The following is a 26,409-nucleotide window of genomic DNA, read 5'->3' as shown; positions in this document are numbered from 1 at the left end:
CACAATTGTGACCAAGATCAGTGTCAGCAGAGCATTTTTAATTGGTCCATTCATGTTTACGCTCCTGAAAGCATTTATATACGTAGTTTCTGATTACCGTGTCCGAGGTTACCAGGTAAAAGTGCTATCAACTGCTTTTTTGCGAATAAGGATTGCATCCGACAAATCTATGACGCCGTTTGGATTAGCAAACCCATTCAGAAGTGGTCCGATATCGCCTTGCAATAGCTGTTCCTGTGTAGGCACCTTGCGCCCGTAAGCAAAATCCAGCGCCAGTTGCACATCTACCGTATTGACAAGACTATCAGCATTTAAGTCGCCGGAGGGTTTGGTATAGGAAGAACTCAGACCCGTAATCACACTTATATTGCCTGCGGCATCAGTTGCTTTAATCTGGAGGGTATCCCTGCTGTAACTTGCCGAAGACAGATTGGCAGTCCACTGGCCAGCAGTAACGACTACGGGGAAGGACGTAGCTCCATCTTTAACGGTGATACTGGCTTGGCTTTCAACTGTACCGCTTATGGTCTTGGGGTAACCGGCATATGTTGAACCAAGAGTAAGAGCAGGCGGCGTTATGTCGTAATTGATATTGCGCACCTGGATAACAGGGGGATTGTTAGCTGAATCAGTCGCAGTCACCGTGATGGTGTTAGGACCTTCGGCAAGATAAGCACCCGGGTACAAGACAAAAGTTCCATTGGTCAAGGTCGGGGTGACCGGAGTTGAATTTACCATGGCGGTCAATGTCGGGTAACCGCCTGCGTCAGCCGAAACCGTACCGGCTATTTCAATACTGGGATCATTGATGGAAATGTCCGCTGCAGGCGATGTAATTGCCAGACCAGGCACGGTTGTATCAAGGGTGACAGTACGCTTCAGACTGGCATCACCAGCACCGGCATTTGCACTAATCACTATGACGTTTTGACCGTTCACCAGAGGCAGGCCCGTGACTGGCGCCGACCAATTGCCGGCGGCATCGTTAGTGACCCCGGCGACAGCCACGCCGTTATTGGTGATGGTAACGACAGAATTGACAGGTGTTACCGTACCGCTGACGGAGACAGTAGCTGAATTTGTAAAGGAGTTATCGGCAGGGGTTGCAGCACCCAGGGTCAATACAGGCCTGGTCGGCTGGTAGCTGATCGTCCTGGTGTTGACGAAAGACGTATTACCCGCAAGGTCAGTCGCTTGAACGGTTATGGTATTGGCACCCTGCTGAAGAGTGACCGAAGCGCTGAAGGAGGCTGCGGGCAACGGTGTCGAATAAATGGCCGCAGCACCACCATTCACAGAAACCGATACGGTAGAGGGATTTGCATCCTGCACGTATCCCGAAATATTCTGAGTCATTGTGCCACTGCTGTAGCTGTTATCGGGAAGAGCGGATATATTCAGAGAAGGTGCAGTCGTATCACTTATAATCGTCACACTTGTAGAGGCAGTGTTGCTACCGGGTTTACTTGCCGTTACCGTGAAATTGTTGGCGGCGTTATTGGAAAGGGTTACCGTTCCATTCCACGATGTTCCTGTCACAACCGCCGTGCTTGTAATTCCCGTAGTATTATTTATTATATTTACCGTGCAATCGGCGTCCACGGTGCCGGACAAAGCCGTAGAAAGACCGTTGACCACTGTACCAGTGGCCGTTGTTACGGTAAGTGACGGAGCATTGAGGGTGTACAGAACACTTATCTCTTTGGACAACTCTTTGCCCGTTACATCGGTTGCCAGGACAGTGATCTTATTGACACCCAACGCCAAACCGGTGATGGTAGCATTCCAAACCTGACCTACCGGCTCGACCAGACCGGCAATGGCACCGGTATTTGTCGTTATCTTGATTTGAGAGCCAGGTTTAACCGTTCCACTAATTGCATAGTTCGGAGAATTCGTGTTCAGTGGGGATGCATCAATATTGAGATAGATCGGGTTATTGTCAGAGGGGGTCATGCCGCCGTCAATACCGATAATCTGAATACTGCTGTTGGCCGAAGGTACCAGAAGCCTGCTATAGACTGGATCAAATGCAGCATCCGAGGGAAGCAGGAATTGCCAATCCTGAACCCCATTCAGCATACCGTAGATATAGGAGCCAGCAGAGATTGCGCCAGCTCCAACGAGAGACAGATATCTACCATTCACCCCGTCCAGTGGATCGATGACCTGAATTCCGCTTTTCCAGGTATCAACCACATACATCCTTTTCAACTTTCCAGCTTTATCATATTCAAAGCTGACGCCTTGGGGAGCAACAAAATCCAAAGGCTGATCACGCAAGGTACCAAGGCCAATAGTTTTCACATTGGTTAGATAAGTGGGGCTAGAAGGATTCACATCGAAAAGCTGAACCCTGCCGTTCATAGAGTCTGCAACAGCAAGTCGGTTGAGGTCTTTGTCGTATGCAAGGCCAGCTGGATACTGAAAAAAGCCGGCCGCCTTGCCCAGGCCGCCAAACGAGCGCACATACACACCGGAAGCAGCAAAGACGTGAACCTGATGCTTTGCAGCATCAGCAACGTATGTGGAGCCAAGGCTATCGACAGCGACACCAGTCGCTTTAGCGATAACCCCTGGTTCGCCAATACGCCTGATCTCGGCGCCGGTACCGGGATTGACAACGGAAACATAGTTACCGCAGGTAACCAGCAGATCACTACCCGCGAAGGCAATACCAAGAGGAATACCAGTTGTTTTTATGGTCTGCACCAGATGGCCATAAAGATTGTACTTCAAAACAGCCCCGGCCCTAGGGTCAGTGACATAGTAATTGTTGCCGGAAGATTCGACAACGATCCTCGCAGGCGTCATCATCCCATCCCTGACAGGAGGCATGGCCTTGGCCACAGGGGCCACCGCTGCCGCCAAAGAAATTGTTCCCGGCAGTGAAATGACTGCGACAAGCAGCGAGACGACAAGCAATGTTGTAAGGTTGCGCTTTGCGTGAATCATCTGAAAGCCTCCGTAATTATTGGAGATATTCTAATATAAATTAAGAATCTAGTCTGATTGCAGGGTTACTAGGCTGCTATTAATGCAACTTCGATGCCCGCATCAATGATTATTTTATCTTCCGATTAAATAGTCGGTGGTGCAGACATGACCCTTGAGAGACTTAAAGAAAAATATCTTGAGGATTTAGATAGTTATGTGTGGGGCTTTTCTTTGTGAAGCAAAGCCCCATTGGGGAGGGAACAAAAACTGAAATTCAATGTAAAGAGGCATTATTATTATGTTTGTCACAATTCACGGAAATAGGCAGAGTTGAAAATTTTATTTTAAAAAACCAAATTTCTTCATGCGGTACCTGAAAGCATCTATGCCCAGGTTAAGTTTTTTGGCGGCCTTTGATTGATTCCAATCGGTTATCTCCAGCGATTGCCTTATGAGTTCTTTTTCTACCTCTTCGATATCAACCCCTTCTGGTGGCAGTTTGAACGTAGAAACTGGCACTGTGGATGCGGAACTTTTCGCAATTATCTCAAGCGGCAGATTTTCGATGAGCAGGGTGTCCTCGGTCCCAAGGATGATAGCCCGTTCAATAACATTTTTAAGTTCTCTGATATTGCCTGGCCAGCTATAATCAATGAGCATCTTTTCAGCCATGCTTGAGATGGATTTTACCGACTTGTTGAATTCCCTGCCGAAGGATTCCATGAAGAAATTGGCAAGTTGGATGATATCGTCCCTCCTCTCCCTCAAAGCAGGAAGGAAAATAGGGATCACTTGCAACCGGTAGTAGAGGTCGTTGCGGAAAGACTTCTCTTCGATGGCCTTGAGTAGCTCCTTGTTGGTCGCTGAAATAATCCGCACATCGACAGATATAACCTTGGCGCCACCGATGCGCCTGAAGGTTCTGTCCTCAAGGAATCTGAGGAGCTTTGCCTGCATCCCCATCTCCATATCGCCGATCTCATCGAGAAATACGGTCCCTCCATCGGCAAGTTCAAACAGCCCTTTTTTTGCGGTTTTGGCATCGGTAAAGGCCCCCTTTTCATGGCCGAAAAGCTCACTCTCCAGAAGGGTTGCCGGGACGGCCGCACAATTTATAGCGACAAAGGGTTTTTCTGCACGGCTGGACTGATAATGGATCCATTTTGCGACCAGCTCCTTGCCGGTACCCGATTCACCCTGAATGAGGACGGTGGATGCTTCACTCTTGGCAACCTTGCCCATCATGTCCAAAACATTTTTCATATGCTTGCTGGTACCGATAATCTTTGGGGGACCCAGCTTTTTGTGCTCACTTCTCAACTGAACTACTTCGCGACGCAGATCGGAAGTTTCCAGCGCCTTCTTTATGACAATGGAGAGCTCATCCAGGTTAAAGGGCTTGTTGATATAATCGTAGGCGCCCATACGCATGGTGTTTACGGCTGTTTCCAGACCGCCATGGGCCGTGAGCATGATGACTACTATCTCGTCATCGAATTCCTTGACCTTTTCCAGAACCTCAAGTCCGCCAATGCCGGGCAGTTGAATATCAAGCAGTACCAGCTCAGGTTGCTCCTCACGCACCAGACGAAGAGCATCTTCACCATTGCCGGCGGTAAAGACTTCATAACCCTGCTTTTTCAGATTCTGTTCCAGTGACCAACGGATCAAGTGCTCATCATCAACCACCAGTATTCTTGTCTTTCTCAAGGCAATTCCCCTTTTCCAGAAGTAGTAAAAAAGCAGCGACTGGATCTAATTGTATGGCTATATTGCTGCAGCGGTCTCCAAAGCCTGATTTTCAGGAAACTGCAGACTGAGGGCCGGTAAACTTACGATGAATTCGGTTCCTTTGCCATCCTCGCTGGAAACAGTCAAGGTTCCATTGTGCTGCGACACGAGCTTATGGCAGATGGCCAGACCAAGGCCGGTCCCCTGTGCCTTTGTCGTAAAAAACGGCGTAAAGATCTTCTCCAGGATCTGGGCAGGAATCCCCTGTCCGGTATCCTTGACCATGATAAGAACCCAGTCCTGCTCTTTTTTCTCGAATGCACTTCTTATGGTCAGTGTTCCGCCGTCATGCATTGCCTGCATGGCATTGAGAATCAGGTTGAGCAAAACCTGCTGGATCTGTTTCGGGTCCACATACACCGGTGGCAGATCTTCCTGAAGTTCCAGCTTTTTCTCGATATTTTTGCTTCCCCGATGCTGGGAAGCGAACTTGAGGGTTTTCCGTATGGTTGAATTTATATCGGTAAAGGCGGGCTCCGGTTGCGCCGGCTTGCCGAAAAACAACAGGTCGTTAACCGTCTTGTCGAGCCTCTTGATCTGCTCCAGTACCTCATCGACAATGGTGGTGCGTGAGTCGGAGGGAGCGAAGTCCTCTTTTATTATGGTTATGGCTGCTGCAATGCCGGTCAGTGGGTTTTTTATCTCGTGGGCAATGCCTGCAGCCATTTCGCCGACGGAAGCCAGTCGGTCTGCCCTCTCCATCTGCTGGAAATGATATTGATCCAGCTCCTGCTTGGCAGTATCGAGTCGGTCCACCATGGAATCGAAACTGACTATGAGACGGCCGATCTCATCCTTGCCATCGGGCTTCATCCGCACCGACAAATCACCCTGCTCAACCCTGGCCATGTTTTCCGCCAGGAGATGGAGGGGCTTCTTGACGAATTTCACCATAACCATGGAGATTGCAAGGGAGAGGAAGGATATGATGGCAATGGTGGAAAAAACAAAGAGCTTGGAGGCATCCATGATCCGCTTTCTGGTCTCGACAAGCGAATAATTGACATTCAGCAGGCCGATGATCCGGCTCTTGTGGCCATGGCAGACGTGGCACGGTTCATCGTTATAGATGGGCTTCAACATGCCCAGGACTTCCCCGTGACCCTCCAGATAAAAAACGCCGTCTTTCCTGTTGTTGATGAACAGCTGGTAGTCCCGGTCGTCAACAGGCTTGCCGACCTCGCTGGGCCGGGAGGATTTGAGGACAACGCCGTGGGGATGAAATATGCGGACGGAGAGCAGTTTCTGGTTCTGCCCTACAAGCTCTAGGATGGTCTGCACATCTTCCGTGTTGCCGATGCGCATGGAATTGTAGGTACTGCGCTCTATGGTGTTGAGCAGAAGCTCGCTGCTTTCCCGGGCGGCATTGATCAGCTGCATCTGCTCACGGCGCAGGGTGACGAAGGCAAAGGTGCTGATGCCGAAGACGAGCAGCAGGATGGAGATGACTATTACCCGTGTGGTGAGGCTCTTAAAGATCAATCAGACTCCTGTGAAGCAATGGCAGGAAAGTTTATCAAGGTCCTGGTGATGTTTTTACCGGTGATGTGGAGGTCTGTAAGCCGCTGATAGTCGTTGTTGCAGCCTTTTTAGGCGGGATGACATCCCACCGGAACTCCCATTCACTGTATTTCTTTTTCCCTTCGAACTGGGTGTAATCTGCAGGGAAATTAGCCTGCTTAATGGGTTCCTTATCACTGGAACTGGCGATCCCAAGAATACCCTTTTGGGGATCCTTTATTATTTTCCACTCTTTTCCGGTAATAGGATCAGGGTAAAGTTTGCGCAGATGCTTAACATTCTGTAGAGATCGAGGATCTTGTGCTAGATGCTTGATATCACCCAAGGGCATTGCCCCCTCGCCGTGACGAAAATTGCGCCAGTGCAGCATGGCTTCCCGATATTGCGTCCCCACCCACAAAAGCTCCGCTTCCCGCTCCCGGTCCATGATCATCTTCCACGACTGCCCCGCCACCCCCAGCATGATGCCCATGATGATGACGATCATCAGGGCGGCAAGGTAGGTGAATCCGGCAGAAGATTTGAGCGGGTGCAGGAACATTATTTCCTCGCGAGTACTTCCTTTGCTGCTTCCACAAGATCTTCGGGCATAAGGCCGAAGTATTTGAGCAGTTCTTCCGCCTTGCCGGAGGTGCCGAAACGGTCATTGATGCCTACCCGCTTCACCGGTGTCGGGCAGGTCTCCGCCAGCAGTTCGGCAACGGCTCCCCCCAGTCCGCCGATGATGGAGTGCTCTTCGGCGGTGACAATGGCACCGGTTTCCCGGGCAGCCTTGATAACGATCTCCCGGTCAAGTGGCTTTACGGTGCCAATGTGGACGACACGGGCGGAGACTCCCTCTTTCTTCAGCTGTTCAGCAGCGGCCAGCGCCTGGGCGGTCATGAGGCCGGTCGTGATGAAGGTCATGTCGCTGCCCGAGGCAAGTTCACTCCCTTTGCCGATCTGGAAAACATGGTCTTCAGGGAAAATGGTCTGAACCTTGTTGCGGCCGAGCCTGATGTAGAAAGGCCCTTTGGCAGCGGCTGCCGCCCGGATTGCCCCTTTGGTCTCAACTCCGTCGGCAGGGACTACCACTGTCATATTGGGAATGGCACGCATGATGGCGATGTCCTCGATGGACTGATGGGATCCGCCGTCCTCACCAACCGTAACGCCGCCGTGGGTGGCAACGACCTTGACATTGGCCTTCGGATAAGCGGCTGACTGGCGAATCTGCTCCCAGCCACGACCGGCAGCAAAGATGGCAAAGGTGGAAAGAAATGGAATTTTTCCCACCGCAGCCAGGCCTGCTGCCGTTCCGACCATGTTCGCTTCGGCAATGCCCATATTGAAGAATCGCTCCGGAAACTTCTTGGCAAACACCCCGGTTTTTGTCGAACCGGAAAGATCAGCATCCAGGGCAACTATATCTTTATTTTCCTCGCCCAGTTCCGCAAGAACCTCACCGTATGCATCCCTGGTGGCAATCATCTTACTCATATGCAAAATCCCCTCATCTATTTTTATGATCCAAGCTTTATTCGCAGAAGCTGCCAAGACATTCCAGCGCCCGCGGCAGTTCTTCGTCACTGGGAGGAACGCCATGATAGGAAGCCTTGTTTTCGAAAAAGGACACCCCTTTTCCTTTTACCGTGCGGGCAACAATTACCGTCGGCTGTCCCTTGACCGTTTCGGCAGCATCGAGGGCCTCCATGATTGCCCCCATGTCATGGCCGTCGATATCGAGCACATGCCAGCCGAAAGCCCGAAATTTGTCGGTGATCGGGGCAACGTTCATCACCCGGCTCACCTCGCCGTCGATCTGCAGGTTATTGGCGTCGACCATGGCACAGAGGTTGTCCAGCTTGTAATGGGCCGCAGCCATTGCCGCTTCCCATACCTGCCCCTCCTGCAATTCACCGTCGCCGAGGATGGCATAGACCCTGTTGTCCTTGCCATCGGCTTTAAGGCCAAGGGCCATACCGTTAGCCATTGACAAGCCCTGTCCCAGGGAACCGGTGCACACGTCCACTCCGGGAGTCCCCTTGCTGTCCGGGTGCCCCTGCAGGTGGCTGCCAAGGCGGCGCAGCGTCATCATATCCTCTTTCGGGAAATACCCCGCTTCGGAAAGCGCCGCATAGAGGGCAGGAGCAGCATGCCCCTTGCTGAGGACGAAACGGTCCCTCCCCTGCCAGGTCGGCTCGGCGGGATTGTGGCGCATCTTGTAAAAATAAAGGGCTGTGACCATGTCGATGGCTGACAGGGATCCGCCGGTGTGGCCGGATTGGGATCTGTGCAGTGCCCTGACAATGGAAATGCGGAGTTGCCTGGCCTGTTCTTCCAGTTGTGTTTTGCGATCGTTCACGTAAAGCTCTTCCTTTCAGGTAATTGGCTAGTCATCGTCGGTAATGAGATAATCAAGGATGATTTCATCAAGACTTTGTGTGCCAGCCCCATTGGCAGCCGGTTTTTTTTCAGGCACTGGGGCAGGAGCGGCATTATCCGGAGATTTATTGAAGATGCGCTGGTCGAACTCGGCCGACTTCAGCCGGCGCATCATGTCCTTGTGCTGCTCCTTCATCAGGTCTTCAACCACCTGTTCCAGGTTGTCCACCTTGATGATATCTGCGTAGCTGGTCTTGATTGAGGCGAGAATAGTGCCGCCCCGGTAAAGGAGGGTAATGATGTGGGGGTTGGCTATGCCGCTGTCCTCGGTCTGGACATGGAAAATCTCCCCTTTGTATTTGATGTTATGGTTGAAGCCGCCTACCATTTTTTCGCTCTCCGCCAAATGACGTACAAGTTGTCAAACTACCACACGCAACAGAGAGTTGCAACAAGTAAAAAACAGCGTTTATCTCAATGGTTTATCGTTCAGAAAAGCCTTTCAGCTCCGCTTGATTTTCCCAATTATCGCCTTGATCTTTGACACGGCCTCCATGGCATCCTTGGCATAAATATCCGCACCGATTTCAATGGCGTAATCCTGGGTCAGGACAGCCCCTCCCACCATGGTGAAGGTTTTCACTCCCGCCGTCCGCAATTGCTGCACAACGGTCTCCATTTCGGACATGGTCGTGGTCATCAGGGCGGAAAGGCCGACCGCATCCACATCATGGGCCTTGGCTTCGGCGACGATGCGTGCCGCAGGAACATTCTTGCCCAGGTCGATGACTTCAAAACCGTGGTTTTCAAGGAGGGTGCAGACAATATTCTTGCCGATGTCATGGATATCCCCTTCCACGGTAGCCATGAGTATCCTGCCCGAGCTCTCGAGCTTCATCCCCTGCATTTCCTGCTTCAGCCGGGAAAAAGCGGTCTTCATGGTCTCCGCAGAGAGCATTACCTGGGGAAGAAAGACAATGTTCTTCTCAAAACGGCGCCCTACCTCCTCCAACCCCGGCAATAAGCCATTGTTGCTGATCTCCAGCGGGCTTAAACCCTGGGCAAGGGCAGCCTCCACGTGGACGACGATATTTTCCACATCGCCGTCAATGACCGCCCTGGCCAGAATACCTCGAATGTCCTGGGGGGCGGCCTCAACCTGCCCGGCGCTTGCCGCAACTGCTCCTTTATAGGCATCGATATAGGTGGCAGCATTGGCATCCCTGTTGAGAAGCACCATTACTGAACGCCAGACGTCCATCATTGCCTGTTCCTTCGGGTTGATAATAGCGGCATCGAGACCGGCCTCCATGGCCATGGCGAAAAAGGCCGAGGATATCAGGGGCCGGCACGGCAGGCCAAAGGAGATATTGCTCACGCCGAGCACCGTACTGAGCCCGAGTTGTCCCTTGACCCGGCGGATGGCTTCAAGGGTCTCCAAGGCCCGTTTCTGCTCGGCGCTGACAGCCAGCGTCAGACAGTCGATGATCACATCGTTTCTCCTGATCCCCAGTGAAACTGCTCTGTTGGCTATCTTTGCCGCAATGGCGGTCCGGGCTTCGGCAGTTTCGGGAATACCGTTCTCATCGAGGGTGAGACCGATAACAGCCGCACCATATTTTTTCGCCAACGGCAGGATGCGCCCCAGGCTCTTCTCTTCGCCATTGACGGAATTTATCAGCACCTTGCCGTCGGCGGACTTGAGGCCCCGCTCCAGCGCTTCCGGGTTGGAGGAGTCAAGGACCAGCGGAACGGAGGCAGCCCCCGCGGCGCAGAAAACGGCCTGTTCCATAGCCGCCGGTTCGTCGATACCGGGCGCGCCAACATTGACATCAAGCAGTGTCGCCCCGGCAACCACCTGCTCCATGGCTTCGCGGCGGATGTAAGAAACCTTCCCCTCCCGCAACTCGGCAGCAAACGCTTTCTTGCCGGTTGGATTGATCCGCTCGCCGATGATGGCGACTGGCCGGCCGTTGCCGAGGGCAGCATGGCCGCCGCGGCTGGAAAGCCAGGTAGTTCCCCCTGAGGAAGCAATGTCCGGCAGAGACTGATTCTTTCCCGCCAGAGCATCCTTCATGGCACCGATGTGGGCGGGAGTTGTACCGCAGCAGCCACCGATGATCCGCACCCCCAGTTGGAGCATCCGGTCATGGTAGGCTGTCATTTCGTCAGGCGTGGCCGGGAAAATGGTCTTTCCTTCCTTCAGCACCGGCAGCCCTGCATTGGCCTGCGAGATCAGGGGGAGGCTGGTAACACGGCGCATGGCAGAGAGGATTTCATAGATGCCCTCAACACCCAGGCCGCAATTGGAGCCGATGATGTCGGCACCCACCGCCTCCAGGGTTATGGCGGCAGCCTCGGGGGGCGTACCCAGGACGGTGCGGCCCTTATCATCGAAGGTAAGCATGGCAATGATGGGTATTTCGGCCGAAACCTCCCGGATGGCGATGATCGCAGCACGAATCTCCTTGATGTCCAGGAAAGTCTCCAGGGTGATGAGATCGGCGCCGGCTCCCACCAGGGCCTCAGCCTGCTCGCGAAACTGGGCGGCCATCCGGTCGAAGGTCATATCACCTACCGGTTCCACAAACTTGCCGGTAGGCCCCATGGAGGCAGCTACGTACGCCCGGGCCCCGGCAACCTGGCGGGCAATTTCCACCCCCCTGGCATTGATTTCTGCCAGTTTGCCCTCAAGCCCGTAATGGGAGAGCTTTTCCCTGCTGCCGCCGAAAGTATTGGTGACGATGATGTCGGCACCGGCATCAAGATATTCCTGGTGAACCCCTGCCACCACCTCCGGCAGGGTAAGATTCAGCTCTTCAGGCGATTGCCCAGCCTTGAGCCCCCGCTGCTGAAGCATGGTCCCCATGGCTCCGTCCAGCACCAGCACCCGGTCTTTTATGGACTGCAAGAAAGGCTGTTTCATTGATATACCCTCTCGAATGTAATGTATTTGCATAAACCGTCAGCGATCATGGTACCGGTCCGGCCCCATCACTGTTTTTTTTCCAGGCTGAAGTCGGGGGAAAGGGATTGGCGCAGGTCCAGGTGCCCCTTTGCGGTTTCCACCTGCTGGCCTTCCTTGAGAAAGAGCACTTTTTTCACCTGGGGGAAATTGACGGCAATGGTGTCGATGACGGCATAAATGGCCGTCATCTCGGCTGAGCTTCCGGCAGGCAGATCGTCGTAAAATTCCCTGCCGAAATCCACGGTCACCTGGTCTCCCCGTACTTCAACCTTGCGCACCTGGGTACTGTCCGGCAAAACCGGTCCATGGTCTCCCACAGGGCCACTGATCAGCTCACCGACAACAGCCTCTATGGACTCGGCAGGATCGGAGCCTGCCTCTATTTCGCGCCCTTCCCGCACCAAGCCGTCCCCACTTTCATCGGCAAAGAACAGCGTTACCAGGATAGTCCCGGCTTGTTCCGCCGGAGGGGGCACCTGAGGTCTTGTGCTGATGTGATATTTTTTCGCCACCAGAGCGCCGACAATTGCGGCGAAAACCAGGAAGGCGATGATAATGAACCTCATCCCTTTACGGGGCTGTCTGTTTGTCTTCACCGGCCTGCTCCTCTTCATGGGCTTCATCGTCCAGGTTCACTTGATATACATCGCCAAGGCGTTCGCCGAGAAAGCGGCTGCCAACGCGGATGAATCCGGCCGGAACATCGGTAACAAAGAAATGGTGGTTGCCCTTTTCAGAGGTAGGACGCAGCAGCGACTTTTTGCCCAGTATCTCAGCCACGGTAAAGGCGGTTTCCTCGGCAGAGTCCACAAGCGTGACCCCATCGCCCATGACCTCGGCAATGATCCCCTTGAGAATGGGATAATGGGTGCAGCCAAGGACCAGGGTGTCGACAGACTCTTCTTTAAGCCCCTTGAGATAGGTTTGTGCGGTTAGCCGGGCAATTTCGTTATCGATCCACCCCTCTTCGGCCAGCGGTACGAACAGCGGACAGGCCCTGGTCACCACCTCTATCCCGGGATTGATGCGCTTGATCGCCTTGGCATAGGCGCTGCTTTTGATAGTTCCTGCCGTACCGATAACCCCTACCTTGCCGCTGCGGGTAACGGCGGCGGCACGCCGGGCGCCAGGCTCGATCACCCCGACAATGGGAATGGAAAACTCTTTTTTCAATGCGGTCAGGGATACGGCAGAAGCAGTATTGCAGGCAACGACCAGCATTTTGATGTCGCGGCTGACGAGAAAAGAGGTGATCTGGCGCGAGTAACGGACAACGGTCTCCGGGGATTTGGTCCCATAGGGAACGCGGGCCGTATCACCGAGGTAAATTGTGTCTTCCTGGGGAAGGACCTTCATGATTTCTTTGAGGACCGTCAGTCCTCCTACACCCGAATCAAATACGCCGATAGCTTTCCAAGCCACTTTTTCTCCCGAAACCGCCGTTATCATGAATGAAAACGTTTAATAGTATTTTAGCCATACCCCCATTGTCAAGGCATTTGCTTTACTTTATGAATACAATAAATCTTTAATTTTCCAAGAAAATCTGTTATGTATTCCGGGTAATCTGTCACCATTGGAGACCCTATGGAAAAACAGGAACTGCTCAACAAGACGGTGGAAACCCTCTCTCCCTTCGAAACCGGCAATATCGTTCATTTCATTCAGAACTTGACCATGAAAAATGCCATGGAGAATCCCTGGATCATCGGCTTCTTCCTGGTACTCGCCTTTTATGCAGTGATCAAGCGTTCCAAATTCGTCCTCGCCTCCCTCTTTGCCGCCATCTCCATCATGCTCCTGGTCCGCTTCACGCTCCCTGCCGACAGCGGCAACGAGCTCACCCTCAGCTCCACTCTCCCCTTCGCCTTCGGCGGACTGGCCATCGGTGGAGCACTCATTTACTTCATTTTCATCAAGACGGAGTAGCCTGTCCTTGTCCCGAGTCGGTTTTACCACAACCATACCCGTAGAAATCCTGGTAGCTGCAGGAAAAATCCCGGTAGACCTCAACAATATCTTCATTACCAGCGACAGGAGCGGCCAGCTCATTGAAGAGGCCGAAGTTGCCGGTTTCCCGCGCAATGTCTGCGGCTGGATCAAGGGAATTTACGCCACCGTCCTGGAAAGCGGCATTGACGAAATGATTGCCGTCACCGAGGGAGACTGCAGTTATACAAAAGCCCTTATGGAGGTCCTCTCCATGGCCGGCATCCGGGTCGTCCCCTTTGCCTATCCAATCGACCGTAACCCGCAAACCCTAAAGGCAGAGATGGAAAAGCTGATGGACCACTTCGGTGTGGGATGGACTGAGGTCAATTCGGCAAAAGAGCGTCTCGATGCCATCCGGCGGAAGGTCAGGGAGATAGACCGTCTCACTTGGCAGGAAAACAAGGTTACCGGCGAGGAGAATCACTACTTCCAGGTCTGTACTTCCGATTTCAACAGTGCCCCTGAAGCCTTCGAGAGGGAAGTGGACGCCTTTCTTGGGGAGGCAGCAGCCCGACGAAGTTTCGGCAGACAGATAAGACTCGCCTACCTGGGGGTGCCGCCGATCCTCAGCGAGCTTTACCCATTCATGGAAACGCTCGGGGCGCGGGTCGTCTTCAATGAAACGCAACGGCAGTACGCCATGCCCTACGACGTCGAAGACCTCGTGGACCAGTATTGCCGCTATACCTATCCCTACGACATTTTTCACCGCATTGCCGACATCCAGCTGGAAATCGCCCAACGGCAGGTGGACGGCGTCATCCATTATGTCCAGTCCTTCTGTTTCCGCCAGATAGAAGACATGGTCATACGCAAGAAGCTGTCCTTGCCCATCCTCACCCTGGAAGGGGACAAGCCGGCGCGGCTGGATGCCCGGACCAGGATCAGGCTGGAAGGCTTCGTCGAGATGCTTGCCGACAAACAGGCAATGGCGGAGGATTGATGGCTGTCCGTAGCAGCAGAATCGGCATCGACCTGGGAAGCAGAAAGGCCAAATTCGCCCTGCTCGTCGACGGCATTGTATCCAGGCTGGCGGACCGGGATACGGTCACCTTCTACAAACGCTTCGGCAGGCTCGAAGGAGAAGAGCTCCTGCTCGACCTGAAAGCCAGTGAACTTTTCTCGCCAGAAGAACTGGCGACGGCAGCGGTGACCGTTACCGGTTATGGCCGCAACACCTTGTCCATGCGGGGCGCCAAGGTCATTTCGGAGATCCGTGCCCATGTTGCCGGCGCCCTGAAGCAGACCGGGCTGAAGAACTTCACCATGCTCGACATGGGAGGGCAGGACACCAAGGTTGCCCTGGTCACCGGAGGCAAACTGGCCGATTTCGTCATGAACGACAAGTGTGCCGCCAGCAGCGGCCGTTATCTGGAAAATATGGCCGCCATTCTGGAGGTGAGCCTCGAAGAGCTTTCCTCCCACTGGGAAGAGCCGGTACCGCTGGATGCAACCTGCGGCATATTCGGCGAGTCGGAACTGATTGGCCAGATCCTGCGCGGCTTTCCCGTGGAACAGCTCTGCGCCGGGGTCAACCAGACCCTGGTGAAGAGGGTCATCCCCATGCTGAAAAGATTTCCGGCCGAAAACCTGGTCCTGACGGGGGGCGTCGCCCTGAACACGGCTCTTGTGAAACTACTGGAGAAGGAGATGGGAAGTACCGTCATCGTCCCACCCCATCCCCAGCATAACGGCGCCATCGGCTGTGCCGCCATAGAAAAATGAAAAAACGGAGACCCATATGAAAATAGGCAAAAAAGACTGGTTGTTCATCGGCCTGATCGGTATCGTCGCCATCATCTTCATCGCCATTTCCGGCGAAGAGAAAACAAAGAAGGTTCCCCTGGATGACACACACAAGCCGTTCTATGAGATCGTAGCCAAGACCGGCAGCAAGATGGAGGCCGACAAGGGTTGCCCGGCCTGCCACAACGAGCAGGGAGGAATCTCCTTTCCGCCAAAGCATCCAGTGAAGCCGAAGGATGGCCCCATGCGCTGCCTGTTTTGCCACAAGCTGCAAAAAGCCGGAAAATGACCACCCTCAACCTGACCGGGGAGCTGGAGCGACTGATCGGGGGCATCGTCCGGCTGGTGCCTGAATTCAGCCACATCGACCCGCAACAGCTCCTCGTCTGCATCTCGACCACCCGCAATGGCGGCATCCACGGCACCTATGCCAAGATCCACCCCTTACGCTTCGAAGGGGGAGCCAGGACCACCACCGCCAGGCGCGGCCGGCGCACCTTCACCTGCACCATGCCTGAGGTGGAGTATGGCGGCACCCAGATTCTCTACCTCATCTATTTTCTCGTCCCGCGCTTTCTCAACCTGCCCCTGCGGGAAAAGCTGATCACCGTCTTCCACGAGCTCTACCACGTCTCGCCGCTTTTCAATGGCGACCTCCGCCGCTTCCCCGGCAGGAATTTCGCCCACGGCAGTTCAACGAAGAAGTACAACGCCCTGATGGGAAAATTGGTCGATACCCATATCCATGGGCTGGAAGAAAAATCACTTCTGGCATTTCTGGAAGGGGGCATGGACGAACTGCGCCTGCGCCATTCTGCCATCGTCGGCCGTAAATTTGCCGCACCCCGCATGAAAGTCGATCCTGCCTGACCGGCATTAATTATGCCTCCTGTTGCGAACCCTGCTAAACCATTACCAATCTGACCTTCGTATCATAGAATGACACGCTCCCCCCAACCTTGTCGATCATGCAGGTGTTCTTCAGATGGGGATCAAGCCACATGGCGGCGTTGGCATTGACACCCCCGGCCCGGCGGGGATCCCCCTTGATGAATATGCCGTCAATTACCATGTCGGTGGCACCGCTTGCCCAGAGACCGTGGCCGTGGGTAAAGGTTATGACGCCTGGGCGGATGGTCTCGGTCAGCTGCACCCGCCCGATTATCGGTTTTTTCACGCCGTTGCCCAGAACCCACTCCCCGCTCGGGTTGGTGGCAGAGACCACCTTGACCTTCTGGCCCTGTTTCAGTCCCAGTCTTTTGCCGTCGGCGGCATTGACCATAATGGCATTTTCCGGAAAGAGTCCGGTCAGATACTGGTTACTGACCGTCCTGCTCTTGGTCATCCTGATGTCCTTCTGGGTGATAAGGTGGAGGTCATGGCCCTTTGAAATGGCCACCGGCGCCCTGTCCAGGGTGTCGGCCACCGGCTGGTACCCTGGCAGGCCATGGAAATGCCTGCCGGTAAAGGCATCCTTAACCAGCGCCGTCTTTTCCTGGTAAAGGTTGATGAGACGACCGTACCTGTTCGCTGCATAATCGCCGTCATAGGCAGATTCCTGGGTATCGAAGCGGCCACCCCGGTTGAGGATATGGATTGCCTTGCTCAACTGCACCGTATCCAGGTCTCCGGTCTGATCGATCCTCAAAACGCTGGTGGGAAGGTGCCTGTGGCTCTCATAGAAAAGCCCCACCTCTTCAGAACCGGCATCGGCGACCGGGACACTGCCGTCATAGGCCAAATTCGCCACCATGCGCCAATAGAACTGCTCCGGCGTTTTCAAGTCAAGTCCGGTGGCAAAGCCGTCCTTGCCGAAGCCGGGGAGTTCGAGTTTTTCCGCCAGGGCCAGCCAGAGGGTCTCAAAGGAGATGGGCTGGTCTTCACCGAATACCTTGACCACCTCATTGGGGGAGACGATCACGGGATGCCGGACCGGCTGCACCTTTACCGGCATATTGGGGTGAGAGCCCTGGAATTCCCATCGTTCCAGAAAGTGAAGGTCTGGAAAAACATAGTCGGCATACATGCTGGTGCTGCCGATGGTAATGTCGCTGGCAAAATAGAGTGGCACCCGCTCCAGATCGGTCAGGGCGGCAATGCCCGCATCTCCGGCGGGAAGGGCATAGGATGGGCTCCCCATGTAGGAGAACAGGGCCTTGATCGGGTATGGATAGGCGTCGGCGATGGAGGGAAGAATTTCCTGGTAAATGTCGGAAGAAAGGGGCCACCAGTTGCGTCTGGCCGGATAGCCGGCAAAGATGGTCGAATCTTCATAGGCCGTACCGTGGCGGATGACGGACAGGCCGAAGGGCTTGCCGGTTTTGGGCGACATCTTTTTCAAATTATAGGGCTGCCTGTCATTACTGCTGCCATCATAGTTGAAGGTGGCAGGAGCAATCATGCCCCCTTTCCAGTCGAAATTGCCCATGAGCAGATTCAAGTTCATCAGGGCCGAAACGGCGTAGAAGCCATTGGTATGCTGGGCGGCGCCGCGGTGAACCTCTACACAGGCTTTCTTGCCGTGGGAGGTGAACTCCCTTGCCACGGCCTCTATTATTCCCGGCTCGATGCCACAGACGGCCGCGTATTCCGCCAGCGTCCGCTCCCGTGACGCCTCAAGCATGAGTTGCAGGGAACTTTTCACCCTTACCGGGCCATGCTCCCCTTTGAGCACGGTATCGACGAATAATTCTCCCCGAACCCGCAATCGGGTATCATTGGGATCGAAGGCAACCGGCTCCCCGTCCCGTATCGCCACCAGGAATTCAAATTCGAAGCTTCTGCCTTCCTTGTCCTTACGCACCTCTTTCGGCCTCAATCCTATCTCCGAGGCACGGAGAAAGGCGCCGGGCTCACCATTATCGTCAATTTTCACCAGCCAGGTGGCGTTGCTCCAGGTCGGTTCCTGATCCTTGGTCGCCCCCGCCCGGTTTGCATTGGCCAGATAGGTGGCATCGAAGCGTCTGTTTTCCAGAATCCAGCGGGTCATCCCCATGGCAAAGGCGGCATCTGTCCCCGGCCTGATGGGCACCCAGCGCTGGGCCTTGGCCGCAAGCTTTGTGAAGCGCGGGTCGATGACCGTCATCTTCAGCTTTCCCGTCACCAGCCGTTCCGTCATCCGTGGCGTGCGGTTGGGAGGGCCGTAGTTGGCGTCGAACAGGTTAGCGCCCACAAAGAGTATATATTCCGCATGCTCCTGGTCCGCCTGCCAATAAAATTTCTGCCCCCCCCTGAAGCCGTTGCCGGCGTACTGTTCGCTCATGGCTTTGCAGGCAAAGTAGAGAGATCCCTGGCAGACGGTGGTATGGCCATGGGTATTGATCGTCCCGAAGGCATCGGTAAAGCGCCTGGCGAAATCGCTCCGTCCCCCCTTGATCCTCCCCCAGAAATAGACGAACTGGTTGTTCTTCGGCCCGAAATCGGGATGGTCGGGATCGATGAGCAGATGCAGGTTTTCGGCGTGCCTGGCTTTAAACTCGGCAACGGTCATCCTTTTCTTGCAGATCATCTCCACATCCCCGGCCATCGCCGCAAATGTCGCAGGGTCATGCATGGCATGCAGTTCCTTGAGACCGGTAATCTGCCGCTTTTCTTCCCCCGGCACATGGCTGAAGATAACCCCGCCGTTGACAATCTCAGTGACAGCCTGGTCAAAGGGAATGGAAATCCATTTCCCTTCGCCCCGCCTGCCGGCCCGTTTCAGAACCTTGCGAATCCGGTAAGGGTCATATGCCCCCTGGTGGGCAGACTGACCTTTGGGGCAGATGGCGCCATCGGTCTTAGAGGTTTTATATGGCGACATCGACATGGGAAGATGGGGATGGAGGGCAAATGGGTTGTAAGGGTTGCCGTCGATCTTGACAATGACCCCGTCGATCATCTTCACCTTGAGGCCGCATCCGGTATTGCAGTTAAGGCAGGCGGTAAACAAGGTGCGATCGGATCGCATCAGCTCGTAGGCCTCCATCTCTGTCAGTTCCTGCGCCTCGACCAGGGCAATAAGGCCATGGATAAATTCCAGCTGCGATGCTACCAGCGCAGTGCAACCGGCCAGGGCGCTGTTTCTGAGAAACTCGCGACGGGTGATGCCGCCCCCTTTATGTCTCCTGCTCCCTTCACTCATGCATGTACTCCGGCTGGGATTTAATGATGCCCATGGCAACCTGGACCGGATTTAAGATAGCAAAAAAGCCGATAAAGACAACCAAAGACTTTTGCCTGCGCCCAGGATAAGCAAAATACGTTATTGCCCCATTTCCACACTGCAACTACGTGATCCGGCAGTAACCCTGGCGGCCATGGAAATACGCAAATAGCTGCAGCATAGGCTATTTATCCGCAAACGTGAACTTTAATAAAAATGGTGCAATTATTGCTCATCAGCAGTATTGTTCGAGCAGAAAACACGATTAGAATCAACTGTGAAATAGATATATTTCACTATCTGCACCATTTTATGCTCAGGAGGTTTTCATGTTGAAAAAGTTTTGTATGGTCCTTTCCGCCCTCTTCATTCTTCCCACCTTTGCCTTGGCAGATATCACCTACAGCGGCTCATCCACAATCGGCACCGGTATACTGAATGCCGGTGCAGCCGACGCCTTTGCGAACAAAACAGGCAAAAAATTGTCCTCCATCGAAATTCCAGGTTCGGGTAAGGGGGTAAAGGCCCTGATCGAGGGCAAGGTCATGGTGGCCGGAGCATCCAGGCCCCTGAAGCCTGAGGAGAAGAAGGAAAGGCTCTCTTCCACCACCATAGGCTATGATGCCGTTACCGTCTTCGTCCATAAGAACAACCCCATCAAAAACCTCAGCAAGGAACAGCTCAAGGGTATTTTTACCGGCAAGATCAAAAACTGGAAGGAAGTCGGTGGGAAAAATGCACCCATCGTTCCCAATACGGAAATTCTCGATGGCAAGCGGGCCACTATCGAAATGTTCCAGGAGCACGTCCTGGATGGCGCCCCCCACGCCAAGTTCAAGCAGATCGACCTTCCCCGCGATCAGATCATTGAAGTGGCAAAGGATGAAAATGGCATCTGCAGCGTCAGCCTCGGCCTCTACGCGACCCTTCCAGGGGACATCAAGGGAAAGGTGAAACCTATCTCCGTCAACAACACCGCCCCCGATGACAAGAATGTCCGTTCCGGCGCCTATCTCATCTCCAGGCCCCTTAACCTGATAACCAAGGGTGTTGCAAAAGGGGAAGTCAAAGAGTTTATTTCCTTTATGCTCTCCAGCGAAGGTCAGGCGATTGTCGGCAAAAATTTCGTCCCGGTCCGGAAGGTAAAATAACTCAATTTTTGCCCAAAGCGCCGCATGCTATCTGTGCGGCGCTTTAATACTGCATAAGGAGTCAAACCTTGAAACTGGGACAGAGGTTGAATTTCATCGGCCACATGAAAATAAAAACCAAGATGCTGCTTATCATGGCAGTTGTCTTTTTCGGTTTTGCCGTCTCCCTCGGCATGAGTTACTACACCATCAACCAGGTAAAGGTTGGCAGCAGAATTTATACGGACATCAAGAATTCCAGAGACACCATTGAGCAGATCGCCTTTCTCAAATCCGACCTTAACCGGGTGAGGGCCGAGGTCATCACCTTGATCAGCGAGGAAAATGGCGATGAACAGGAAGTTATTGTCGGGGATATCCAGCAGATCACCACAGAGATCAACGACCAGTTCACTGCCATCATCAACAAGCTTGATTCGGAAGAAAAAAAGCTAGCCGTTCAGGATGCGCAAATAACATGGCAGGAATTCCTGGATACCATGCAGAATGAACAGATTCCTGCCGCCCGGCAGGGTAACAGAGCCGTGGCCCTTGAGCTTGCCCAGAATGTGCAGAAAATGCGCTATGACCGCTTTATCGAGCAGGTTGGCAGCACTGTGGATACGCTGCGCATGGAGATCGAGGAACGTGAGGCTGTTACGGCCAAGCTGATCAGACAAAAGATCATCATTGCCGGCAGTGTCAGCGCCGGGCTGTTCCTGGTAGTACTCCTGGCGATCACTTGGGTTGCCCGTTCCATTACCAGTCCCCTGGTCAAGGGGGTCAACTTTGCCCAATCTGTGGCAGAAGGCAACCTTTCCGAGACAGTTGCCGTCAGTTCAAGTGATGAGATCGGTGAACTTTCCGCAGCGCTCAACAGGATGGTGGCAAGCCTGAGCCATATGGTTAAGCGTATCAGCGCCTCGGCTCGGGATCTGGCCACAGTGTCCGGGCAGATCTACCAGGCATCCAGTTCCGTATCGGAATCTGCAGACCTGCAGGCAAACGACATCGGAGAAACTTCCCTGGCAGTACAGGCCATCAATACCTCGGTGAAGGACGTAGCCCATGGCGTGGACAGCCTGTCCATTTCGGCTTCCGAGACCTCTTCTTCCATTCTGGAAATGGCCGCCAGCGTTGAAGAAGTGGCAGGAAACATGGAATCGCTGGTCGAATCGGTGGTGGAAGTCAGCTCCTCCATTACCGAAATTGCCGCTGCCATAAAACAGATCAGTGAAAGTGCATCGGCCTTGATGGATACATCCGCGGCAACGGCCTCCTCCGTTTCCCAGATGGACTCCTCCATAAAGGAGATCGAGAGGAATTCACAAGAAACAGCTTCCATCGCCGCAGAAGTCTTGAAGGACGCGGAAATCGGCAAAGATTCCGTGGGGGCAACCATCGCCGGCATGGATCAGATCCGCTCCGCATCGCTTATTACGGCAGAAGTCATAACAGCCCTTTCAGAAAAAACAGAGAATATCGGGGCCATTATCAGGGTTATCGATGATGTGACTGAACAGACCAACCTGCTGGCCCTGAATGCCGCCATCATTGCCGCCCAGGCCGGTGAACACGGCAAGGGTTTCGCCGTTGTCGCCGATGAGATAAAGGAGCTTGCCGAAAGAACCAAGAGCTCAACAGGAGAGATAACCACGTTGATCAAGGGTGTGCAACTGGAGACCGAAAAGGCGGTAAGTGCAATAGGCTCTGCAGAAAAGTACATCCAGGAAGGTGCACATCTCTCCAGACTATCCGGCGAGGCCCTGGAAAAGATTGTCAGCGGCGTCAAACAGTCCACCGACCGCATGCGTGCCATCGCACGCACAGCAGTGGAACAGGCCGGGGGCAGCCGTATCATCAATGAAGCAATGGAAAATGTTTCTTCCATGGTCCAGCAGATCGGCAGCGCAACCAAGGAACAGGCCAAGGTCAGCGATTTCATCGTCGCAACGGTGGAACGCATGACCGGTTTCGCCAACCAGGTCCGTTCGTCCACCAGGGAGCAGGCAAGAGCCAGCAGCAGCATCGCCAAATCCACTGAAAGCATGACGGAGATGATCAGCAGCATCAAATCTGCCTGCGACGTCCAGACCGAGTCCAGTGCCAAAATAGTTCAGGCTGTGGCAAAAATAGAAAAGTCGACCGGGAAAAATCTGGAAGCGACCCAGATCCTCAACACCGCCGTCTCCAGCCTCTCAGACCAGACCGATATCCTGCAAAAAGAGATGAATGTCTTTAAAATGGAAGATGAAACTGGCATTGCAGAAAATATAGAGGACATTGACGGCGAAACGGTGGTGCTCACCGAAACGGCCTGATCAAAAAAAGGGCTGCGTTGTCCGCAGCCCTTTTTCCTGCCTTTCCGGCATTTTCACCTTAAACCTTGAACCATGCAGCCATGTTATTCAAATCTTCAGCAAGGCGGTTCAGTTCTTCGGCGGAGCGGGTAATATCGTTGGTTGACGTCTCCGCTGCGCGGGTTATGGATGCAATGTGTTCCATGCTGGTGGAGACCTCTGCGGCGACTGCCGATTGCTCTTCAGAGGCTGTGGCAATAGTCTGAACCATGGCAACACCTTTATCTGAAGCATTGACGATTTCATCCAGTGATCGATTCGCCTCAGTCGCCCGCTGCATCCCCTCCTCAACCTTCACCGTGCCCTTTTCCATCGCCACCACTGATTTGCTGGTGTTTGCCTGTATCTGGGCTACCATCTGGGCTATTTCCTTGGTGGACTCGGCCGTTTTTTCGGCAAGCTTTCTTACTTCGTCGGCAACAACGGCAAACCCCATACCGGCGTCACCGGCACGTGCCGCTTCTATGGCCGCATTTAAAGCCAGCAGGTTGGTCTGGTCGGCAATTTCGTTAATGACATCCACAACCGAACCGATTCTCGCTGAATTTTCCCCAAGCTGCCGTATCGTATCAGCTGTTTCCTTCACGGAGCTTGCTATTTCCTCCATGCCGCGCACCGTTTCACCCACTGTTTTTTGCCCGTTCGCCGCCAACAGAAGGGTGTTTTTCGTTTCGGCGGCCGCCTCATGGGCATTACGTGCCACATCCTGAATGGTCTGGCTCATCTCGATCATGGCTGAAGCCGATTGATCTGTCTGGGTAGCCTGCTGGCGGGCACCGGCGCTGAGTTCCTCGGCCGTTGTCGTCAGCGCATTAGCGCTATGGGCAAGGTTGCCGATGGCGCCCCGTATCTGGGAAGTTATTTCCTTCAGTTTGACCGTGGCCTGGTTGAAATGTACGGCAAGAGTACCGAATTCATCTTTGCGTTTTTCGTCCAGTCTGCTGCTGAAATCGCCGTTGCCGAATTTCTCGGAAATGCTTGTCAGCTCCTTGATAGGGGCAGTGATCGATCTGACCAGGCCGGTGCTGAAAACGATACCCAGCACGAGAACAGCCAGAGCTATGATGGTAACAGAGGTTATGCTGGTCTTGAAGACCCTGTTCACAGATTTGACCGCCTTGCTCTGTTCCTGCTGAGCACTACTCATCCCTTTTTTACCCTCCTCGCGCTGGGCAGCAACGACACCTTTCAACTTTTCGTTGAGGGCTTGCGCCTGTCGCGTAACCTCCAGGGAGTGCTTCAGCTTCGCCACCACACCGTCTTTGGCCAGGAGCAGCCCGCGGATATCCTGCAGTGCAGCCGTCACCTGGCCGAGCTGGCGCAGTTCCTGTCCTTTCTTGCCCGAGCGCATCCGGTTTCGCACCCCGTCCGCCTGAGCAAACTCCTGCTCCAGTTCGCTCCGTATGGTATCCAGTTCCTGGGGATTGTCGGCATCGAACAGTTCTTTGGTAAGACTGCGAATGTCACCACCTATGCCCACCAGGTCCGAGTTCATCCCCATGACGGTACTGGCTGATTCCGAGCCCTTCAATGATTCTTCAAACCGTTTGTTTTCCGAGGTATTGGTCTCGGCAGCCTTTTCCACCAGATCACCCATCAGGACCGTCATCTGGGCAAGTTTCTGCATGGCAGAAGCATTCGTCTCGCTGAACTGCTTTCTCAGATCATCGGTCGGGGTGGCAAGCAATGCATTTTTGGTCTCGATCAGCCCGCCGGCGCCGGTGACCTGCTTGGTTATTTCACCAATACCATCAATGAGGCTTTTCACCGCAGCGCTGTCTTTTTCGGCTTTGGCCAGGGCGCCGGTCGTTATCCAGCGTGAAGCTACCGTAAAGTGGCTACGGGCGACGGTTACGCCGGCCTTGTTCTCAGCGGCGGCAATCTCGAGGAGCGAAATCTTCACATCATTGATGGAATTCATCGTCGCCTGCACAATCTTGACCCGTTGGCTGATCTGCTTGACGCTCTCGTTGGAGGTGGAGAGTTGGCCCATGGAGCCCTTCTGCAGCTTCTTCATCGCCCCGTCCATCTCCTTCAGCTTCTGGCCGATCTGCTGCAACTTCCCTTTCGTCTCGGTGTCGGCTTTTTTTGCCTCATCCCGGGCTTTCAGCTTCTCATCTACAGTTCGGACCAATTCGGCAGTGATGGAGGCAAGTTCGTCAAGGTGCTGCTTTTCTGCTCCATCGGCAGTATTGCTCCCTTTGAACGATGAAAGTTCCGTTGACAGGCTCTTCACATCCGCCAATGTTTTTTCCAGCTCCCCGCGTGCTGCTGTCAGTTCCTGGGCCGTTGTTGCGGTAGCCAGCTTGAGCAGGTTCGAAGTGTGCTCCTGCACTGCCCGTTGGAGCTCAATGGTCTTCAACTGATAGGGGGTGGACTTCTCCGTGAGAACAGCCAGTTTGCTCTGCACGAACCGCATGCCCCCCAGGCTGAAACCGGCAATAATTAAAATACCGGCAATGGTCAGAAACATATTGGCAAAGAGTTTGGTCTTGATGGTCATGCGGGATATGTCCTCACTTCAACAGGGTAAAAAAGGGGGCCTGCGCCCCCCTTTTGTTGAGTAAAAGCTTTACCTAGTCCTTGATATACTTCTTTCCCTCGCCGGTGAAAAAATCAAGCACCTTCTTCACCTTGGCCGACGGCTCGCCCCGGGTTATCAGCATCAAAGGACGGCTGATTTCCGACGTCTCGACAATTTTTACTTTTTCCTTGTTGCCCGGCAGGTTGATGAACCCCATGCTGACCGCGCCGATCGCCTCGGAGAGCTGGCCGACGTTGTCTATTTCCTCCCTCGTGGTCTTCACCTCAATGGCGCCATCAACATACTTGGCGTTGTCCATCATCAGTTTTGAGAATACTTTCCGGGTTGCAGATCCCGAGTGGGAAGTAACGACAATAACCGGCTGGTCAGGTCCGCCAACCGACTTCCAATTGTCGATAGCGCCGGTATGAAGCCCCTTTAGCTGGTCCTTTGAGAGCTTGCTCACCGGGTTGGCCGGGTTGACTATTACCTTGATGACATCCGTTGTGATGACATTCGGTTTCAGGTCAGCCGATGCATCCTTGCCGGTGGCAGCCTTCATGCTGGCTACGGCATCGACCAATTCTTCAGAGGCCATGGAGGCATCAGCCTTGCCGGCTACCAGGTCTTCAAGGCCGTTGCCGGTACCGTTACCCACCAGTTCGAGGTCGATACCGGTGGCTTTTTTCAGAGCATCCTTGCCCGGTTCGAAGATCCGCTTTTGGCAGGTAGTCGAACCGTGGAGCTTGACGACCTCAGCCTGGGCAAGTGCCCCTCCCATGGTTAGCAGAGCAATTCCGCATAGCACAGCACATGTCTTCTTCATCAGTATCCTCCTTTAGATAGCATATGTTCCAACGTATCGGCATGTGAGGTATACCCTTTAGTTGATTTCATGAGTCCGGTCCCAAAAAAAGCGGGCTACCGTTTCC

General features: G+C 53.9%; 20 protein-coding genes. 7 read left to right on the top strand and 13 right to left on the bottom strand.

Annotation, left to right across the window (positions count from 1 at the left end; genetic code table 11):
• Nucleotides 1-108: 108 nt before the first annotated feature.
• The 10 genes from GEOB_RS19250 to murI all read right to left on the bottom strand — a co-directional run bounded on the left by GEOB_RS19250 (nucleotide 109) and on the right by murI (nucleotide 13,003).
• The gene (locus GEOB_RS19250) at nucleotides 109-2,955 is read right to left on the bottom strand and encodes an NHL repeat containing protein (protein WP_012646461.1); all 2,847 of its coding nucleotides are present in this window, start codon (nucleotides 2,953-2,955) and stop codon (nucleotides 109-111) included.
• 321 nt (nucleotides 2,956-3,276) lie between these two features.
• Nucleotides 3,277-4,647 carry a sigma-54-dependent transcriptional regulator gene (locus GEOB_RS06835; RefSeq protein WP_012646460.1) on the bottom strand — a complete coding sequence of 457 codons (1,371 nt, stop codon included), beginning with the start codon at nucleotides 4,645-4,647 and terminating at the stop codon, nucleotides 3,277-3,279.
• Between the two features lie 57 nt (nucleotides 4,648-4,704).
• Entirely contained in the window at nucleotides 4,705-6,210 is a 1,506-nt protein-coding gene (locus GEOB_RS06830) for an ATP-binding protein (RefSeq protein ID WP_012646459.1), read from the bottom strand.
• Nucleotides 6,211-6,244: 34 nt separating this feature from the next.
• Entirely contained in the window at nucleotides 6,245-6,790 is a 546-nt protein-coding gene (locus GEOB_RS06825; RefSeq protein WP_012646458.1) for a type II secretion system protein, read from the bottom strand.
• A complete protein-coding gene (locus tag GEOB_RS06820; RefSeq protein WP_012646457.1) occupies nucleotides 6,790-7,728 on the bottom strand; it encodes a transketolase family protein in 939 nt (312 codons plus the stop codon). The genes GEOB_RS06825 and GEOB_RS06820 overlap by 1 nt, the downstream gene beginning before the upstream one ends.
• A gap of 37 nt (nucleotides 7,729-7,765) precedes the next feature.
• Nucleotides 7,766-8,593 carry a transketolase gene (locus tag GEOB_RS06815; RefSeq protein ID WP_012646456.1) on the bottom strand — a complete coding sequence of 276 codons (828 nt, stop codon included), beginning with the start codon at nucleotides 8,591-8,593 and terminating at the stop codon, nucleotides 7,766-7,768.
• Between the two features lie 27 nt (nucleotides 8,594-8,620).
• Nucleotides 8,621-9,001 carry a hypothetical protein gene (locus tag GEOB_RS06810; RefSeq protein WP_012646455.1) on the bottom strand — a complete coding sequence of 127 codons (381 nt, stop codon included), beginning with the start codon at nucleotides 8,999-9,001 and terminating at the stop codon, nucleotides 8,621-8,623.
• Nucleotides 9,002-9,115: 114 nt separating this feature from the next.
• Nucleotides 9,116-11,539: a homocysteine S-methyltransferase family protein gene (locus tag GEOB_RS06805; protein ID WP_012646454.1), complete on the bottom strand. Its 2,424-nt coding sequence runs from the start codon at nucleotides 11,537-11,539 to the stop codon at nucleotides 9,116-9,118.
• A gap of 68 nt (nucleotides 11,540-11,607) precedes the next feature.
• Nucleotides 11,608-12,177, bottom strand: coding sequence for a GerMN domain-containing protein (locus GEOB_RS06800; RefSeq protein WP_012646453.1), 570 nt, complete (start codon nucleotides 12,175-12,177; stop codon nucleotides 11,608-11,610).
• Nucleotides 12,152-13,003, bottom strand: a complete 852-nt coding sequence (gene murI / locus GEOB_RS06795) for a glutamate racemase (protein ID WP_012646452.1) — start codon at nucleotides 13,001-13,003, stop codon at nucleotides 12,152-12,154. The genes GEOB_RS06800 and murI overlap by 26 nt, the downstream gene beginning before the upstream one ends.
• 165 nt (nucleotides 13,004-13,168) lie before the next feature.
• On the opposite strand from murI, the gene GEOB_RS06790 reads away from it, so the two are divergent.
• Genes GEOB_RS06790 through GEOB_RS06770 form a run of 5 tightly spaced genes read left to right on the top strand, consistent with a single transcriptional unit; the run spans nucleotide 13,169 to nucleotide 16,189 of the window.
• On the top strand, nucleotides 13,169-13,510 hold the full coding sequence (locus GEOB_RS06790) for a hypothetical protein (RefSeq protein WP_012646451.1): 342 nt from the start codon (nucleotides 13,169-13,171) through the stop codon (nucleotides 13,508-13,510).
• A 7-nt stretch (nucleotides 13,511-13,517) separates the two neighbouring features.
• The gene (locus GEOB_RS06785; protein ID WP_012646450.1) at nucleotides 13,518-14,516 is read left to right on the top strand and encodes a 2-hydroxyacyl-CoA dehydratase family protein; all 999 of its coding nucleotides are present in this window, start codon (nucleotides 13,518-13,520) and stop codon (nucleotides 14,514-14,516) included.
• Nucleotides 14,516-15,298, top strand: a complete 783-nt coding sequence (locus GEOB_RS06780; RefSeq protein ID WP_012646449.1) for an acyl-CoA dehydratase activase — start codon at nucleotides 14,516-14,518, stop codon at nucleotides 15,296-15,298. The genes GEOB_RS06785 and GEOB_RS06780 overlap by 1 nt, the downstream gene beginning before the upstream one ends.
• A gap of 16 nt (nucleotides 15,299-15,314) precedes the next feature.
• Nucleotides 15,315-15,608, top strand: coding sequence for a hypothetical protein (locus GEOB_RS06775; protein ID WP_012646448.1), 294 nt, complete (start codon nucleotides 15,315-15,317; stop codon nucleotides 15,606-15,608).
• A complete protein-coding gene (locus GEOB_RS06770) occupies nucleotides 15,605-16,189 on the top strand; it encodes a hypothetical protein (protein ID WP_012646447.1) in 585 nt (194 codons plus the stop codon). Before GEOB_RS06775 ends, GEOB_RS06770 begins: the two co-directional genes overlap by 4 nt.
• Before the next feature lie 34 nt (nucleotides 16,190-16,223).
• Here GEOB_RS06770 and GEOB_RS06765 read toward each other — a convergent pair whose 3' ends face one another.
• Nucleotides 16,224-19,442, bottom strand: a complete 3,219-nt coding sequence (locus GEOB_RS06765; protein WP_012646446.1) for a molybdopterin-dependent oxidoreductase — start codon at nucleotides 19,440-19,442, stop codon at nucleotides 16,224-16,226.
• A gap of 350 nt (nucleotides 19,443-19,792) precedes the next feature.
• Here GEOB_RS06765 and GEOB_RS06760 point away from each other — a divergent pair, with 350 nt between their 5' ends.
• Nucleotides 19,793-20,614 (top strand): phosphate ABC transporter substrate-binding protein, encoded by an 822-nt coding sequence (locus tag GEOB_RS06760; RefSeq protein ID WP_012646445.1) that lies wholly within the window; start codon nucleotides 19,793-19,795, stop codon nucleotides 20,612-20,614.
• A 68-nt stretch (nucleotides 20,615-20,682) separates the two neighbouring features.
• Nucleotides 20,683-22,914 (top strand): methyl-accepting chemotaxis protein, encoded by a 2,232-nt coding sequence (locus GEOB_RS06755; RefSeq protein WP_012646444.1) that lies wholly within the window; start codon nucleotides 20,683-20,685, stop codon nucleotides 22,912-22,914.
• A gap of 58 nt (nucleotides 22,915-22,972) precedes the next feature.
• On the opposite strand, the gene GEOB_RS06750 is transcribed toward GEOB_RS06755, so the two are convergent.
• Entirely contained in the window at nucleotides 22,973-25,456 is a 2,484-nt protein-coding gene (locus GEOB_RS06750; protein WP_012646443.1) for a methyl-accepting chemotaxis protein, read from the bottom strand.
• Between the two features lie 73 nt (nucleotides 25,457-25,529).
• Nucleotides 25,530-26,303 (bottom strand): substrate-binding domain-containing protein, encoded by a 774-nt coding sequence (locus GEOB_RS06745; RefSeq protein WP_012646442.1) that lies wholly within the window; start codon nucleotides 26,301-26,303, stop codon nucleotides 25,530-25,532.
• Nucleotides 26,304-26,409 lie beyond the last annotated feature (106 nt).

The sequence above is a fragment of the Geotalea daltonii FRC-32 genome, from assembly GCF_000022265.1.
GTDB lineage: Bacteria > Desulfobacterota > Desulfuromonadia > Geobacterales > Geobacteraceae > Geotalea > Geotalea daltonii.
The sequence above is the reverse complement of the archived record's forward strand: the minus strand, read 5'-3'. Positions and strand labels throughout refer to the sequence as shown.

Coding starts and splice junctions, on each gene's coding strand:
- GEOB_RS19250 (WP_012646461.1), bottom strand. CDS start 2,955: ATGATTCACGCAAAGCGCAACCTTACAACATTGCTTGTCGTCTCGCTG.
- GEOB_RS06825 (WP_012646458.1), bottom strand. CDS start 6,790: ATGTTCCTGCACCCGCTCAAATCTTCTGCCGGATTCACCTACCTTGCC.
- GEOB_RS06820 (WP_012646457.1), bottom strand. CDS start 7,728: ATGAGTAAGATGATTGCCACCAGGGATGCATACGGTGAGGTTCTTGCG.
- GEOB_RS06810 (WP_012646455.1), bottom strand. CDS start 9,001: ATGGTAGGCGGCTTCAACCATAACATCAAATACAAAGGGGAGATTTTC.
- GEOB_RS06805 (WP_012646454.1), bottom strand. CDS start 11,539: ATGAAACAGCCTTTCTTGCAGTCCATAAAAGACCGGGTGCTGGTGCTG.
- GEOB_RS06790 (WP_012646451.1), top strand. CDS start 13,169: ATGGAAAAACAGGAACTGCTCAACAAGACGGTGGAAACCCTCTCTCCC.
- GEOB_RS06780 (WP_012646449.1), top strand. CDS start 14,516: ATGGCTGTCCGTAGCAGCAGAATCGGCATCGACCTGGGAAGCAGAAAG.
- GEOB_RS06775 (WP_012646448.1), top strand. CDS start 15,315: ATGAAAATAGGCAAAAAAGACTGGTTGTTCATCGGCCTGATCGGTATC.
- GEOB_RS06770 (WP_012646447.1), top strand. CDS start 15,605: ATGACCACCCTCAACCTGACCGGGGAGCTGGAGCGACTGATCGGGGGC.
- GEOB_RS06765 (WP_012646446.1), bottom strand. CDS start 19,442: ATGAGTGAAGGGAGCAGGAGACATAAAGGGGGCGGCATCACCCGTCGC.
- GEOB_RS06760 (WP_012646445.1), top strand. CDS start 19,793: ATGTTGAAAAAGTTTTGTATGGTCCTTTCCGCCCTCTTCATTCTTCCC.
- GEOB_RS06750 (WP_012646443.1), bottom strand. CDS start 25,456: ATGACCATCAAGACCAAACTCTTTGCCAATATGTTTCTGACCATTGCC.
- GEOB_RS06745 (WP_012646442.1), bottom strand. CDS start 26,303: ATGAAGAAGACATGTGCTGTGCTATGCGGAATTGCTCTGCTAACCATG.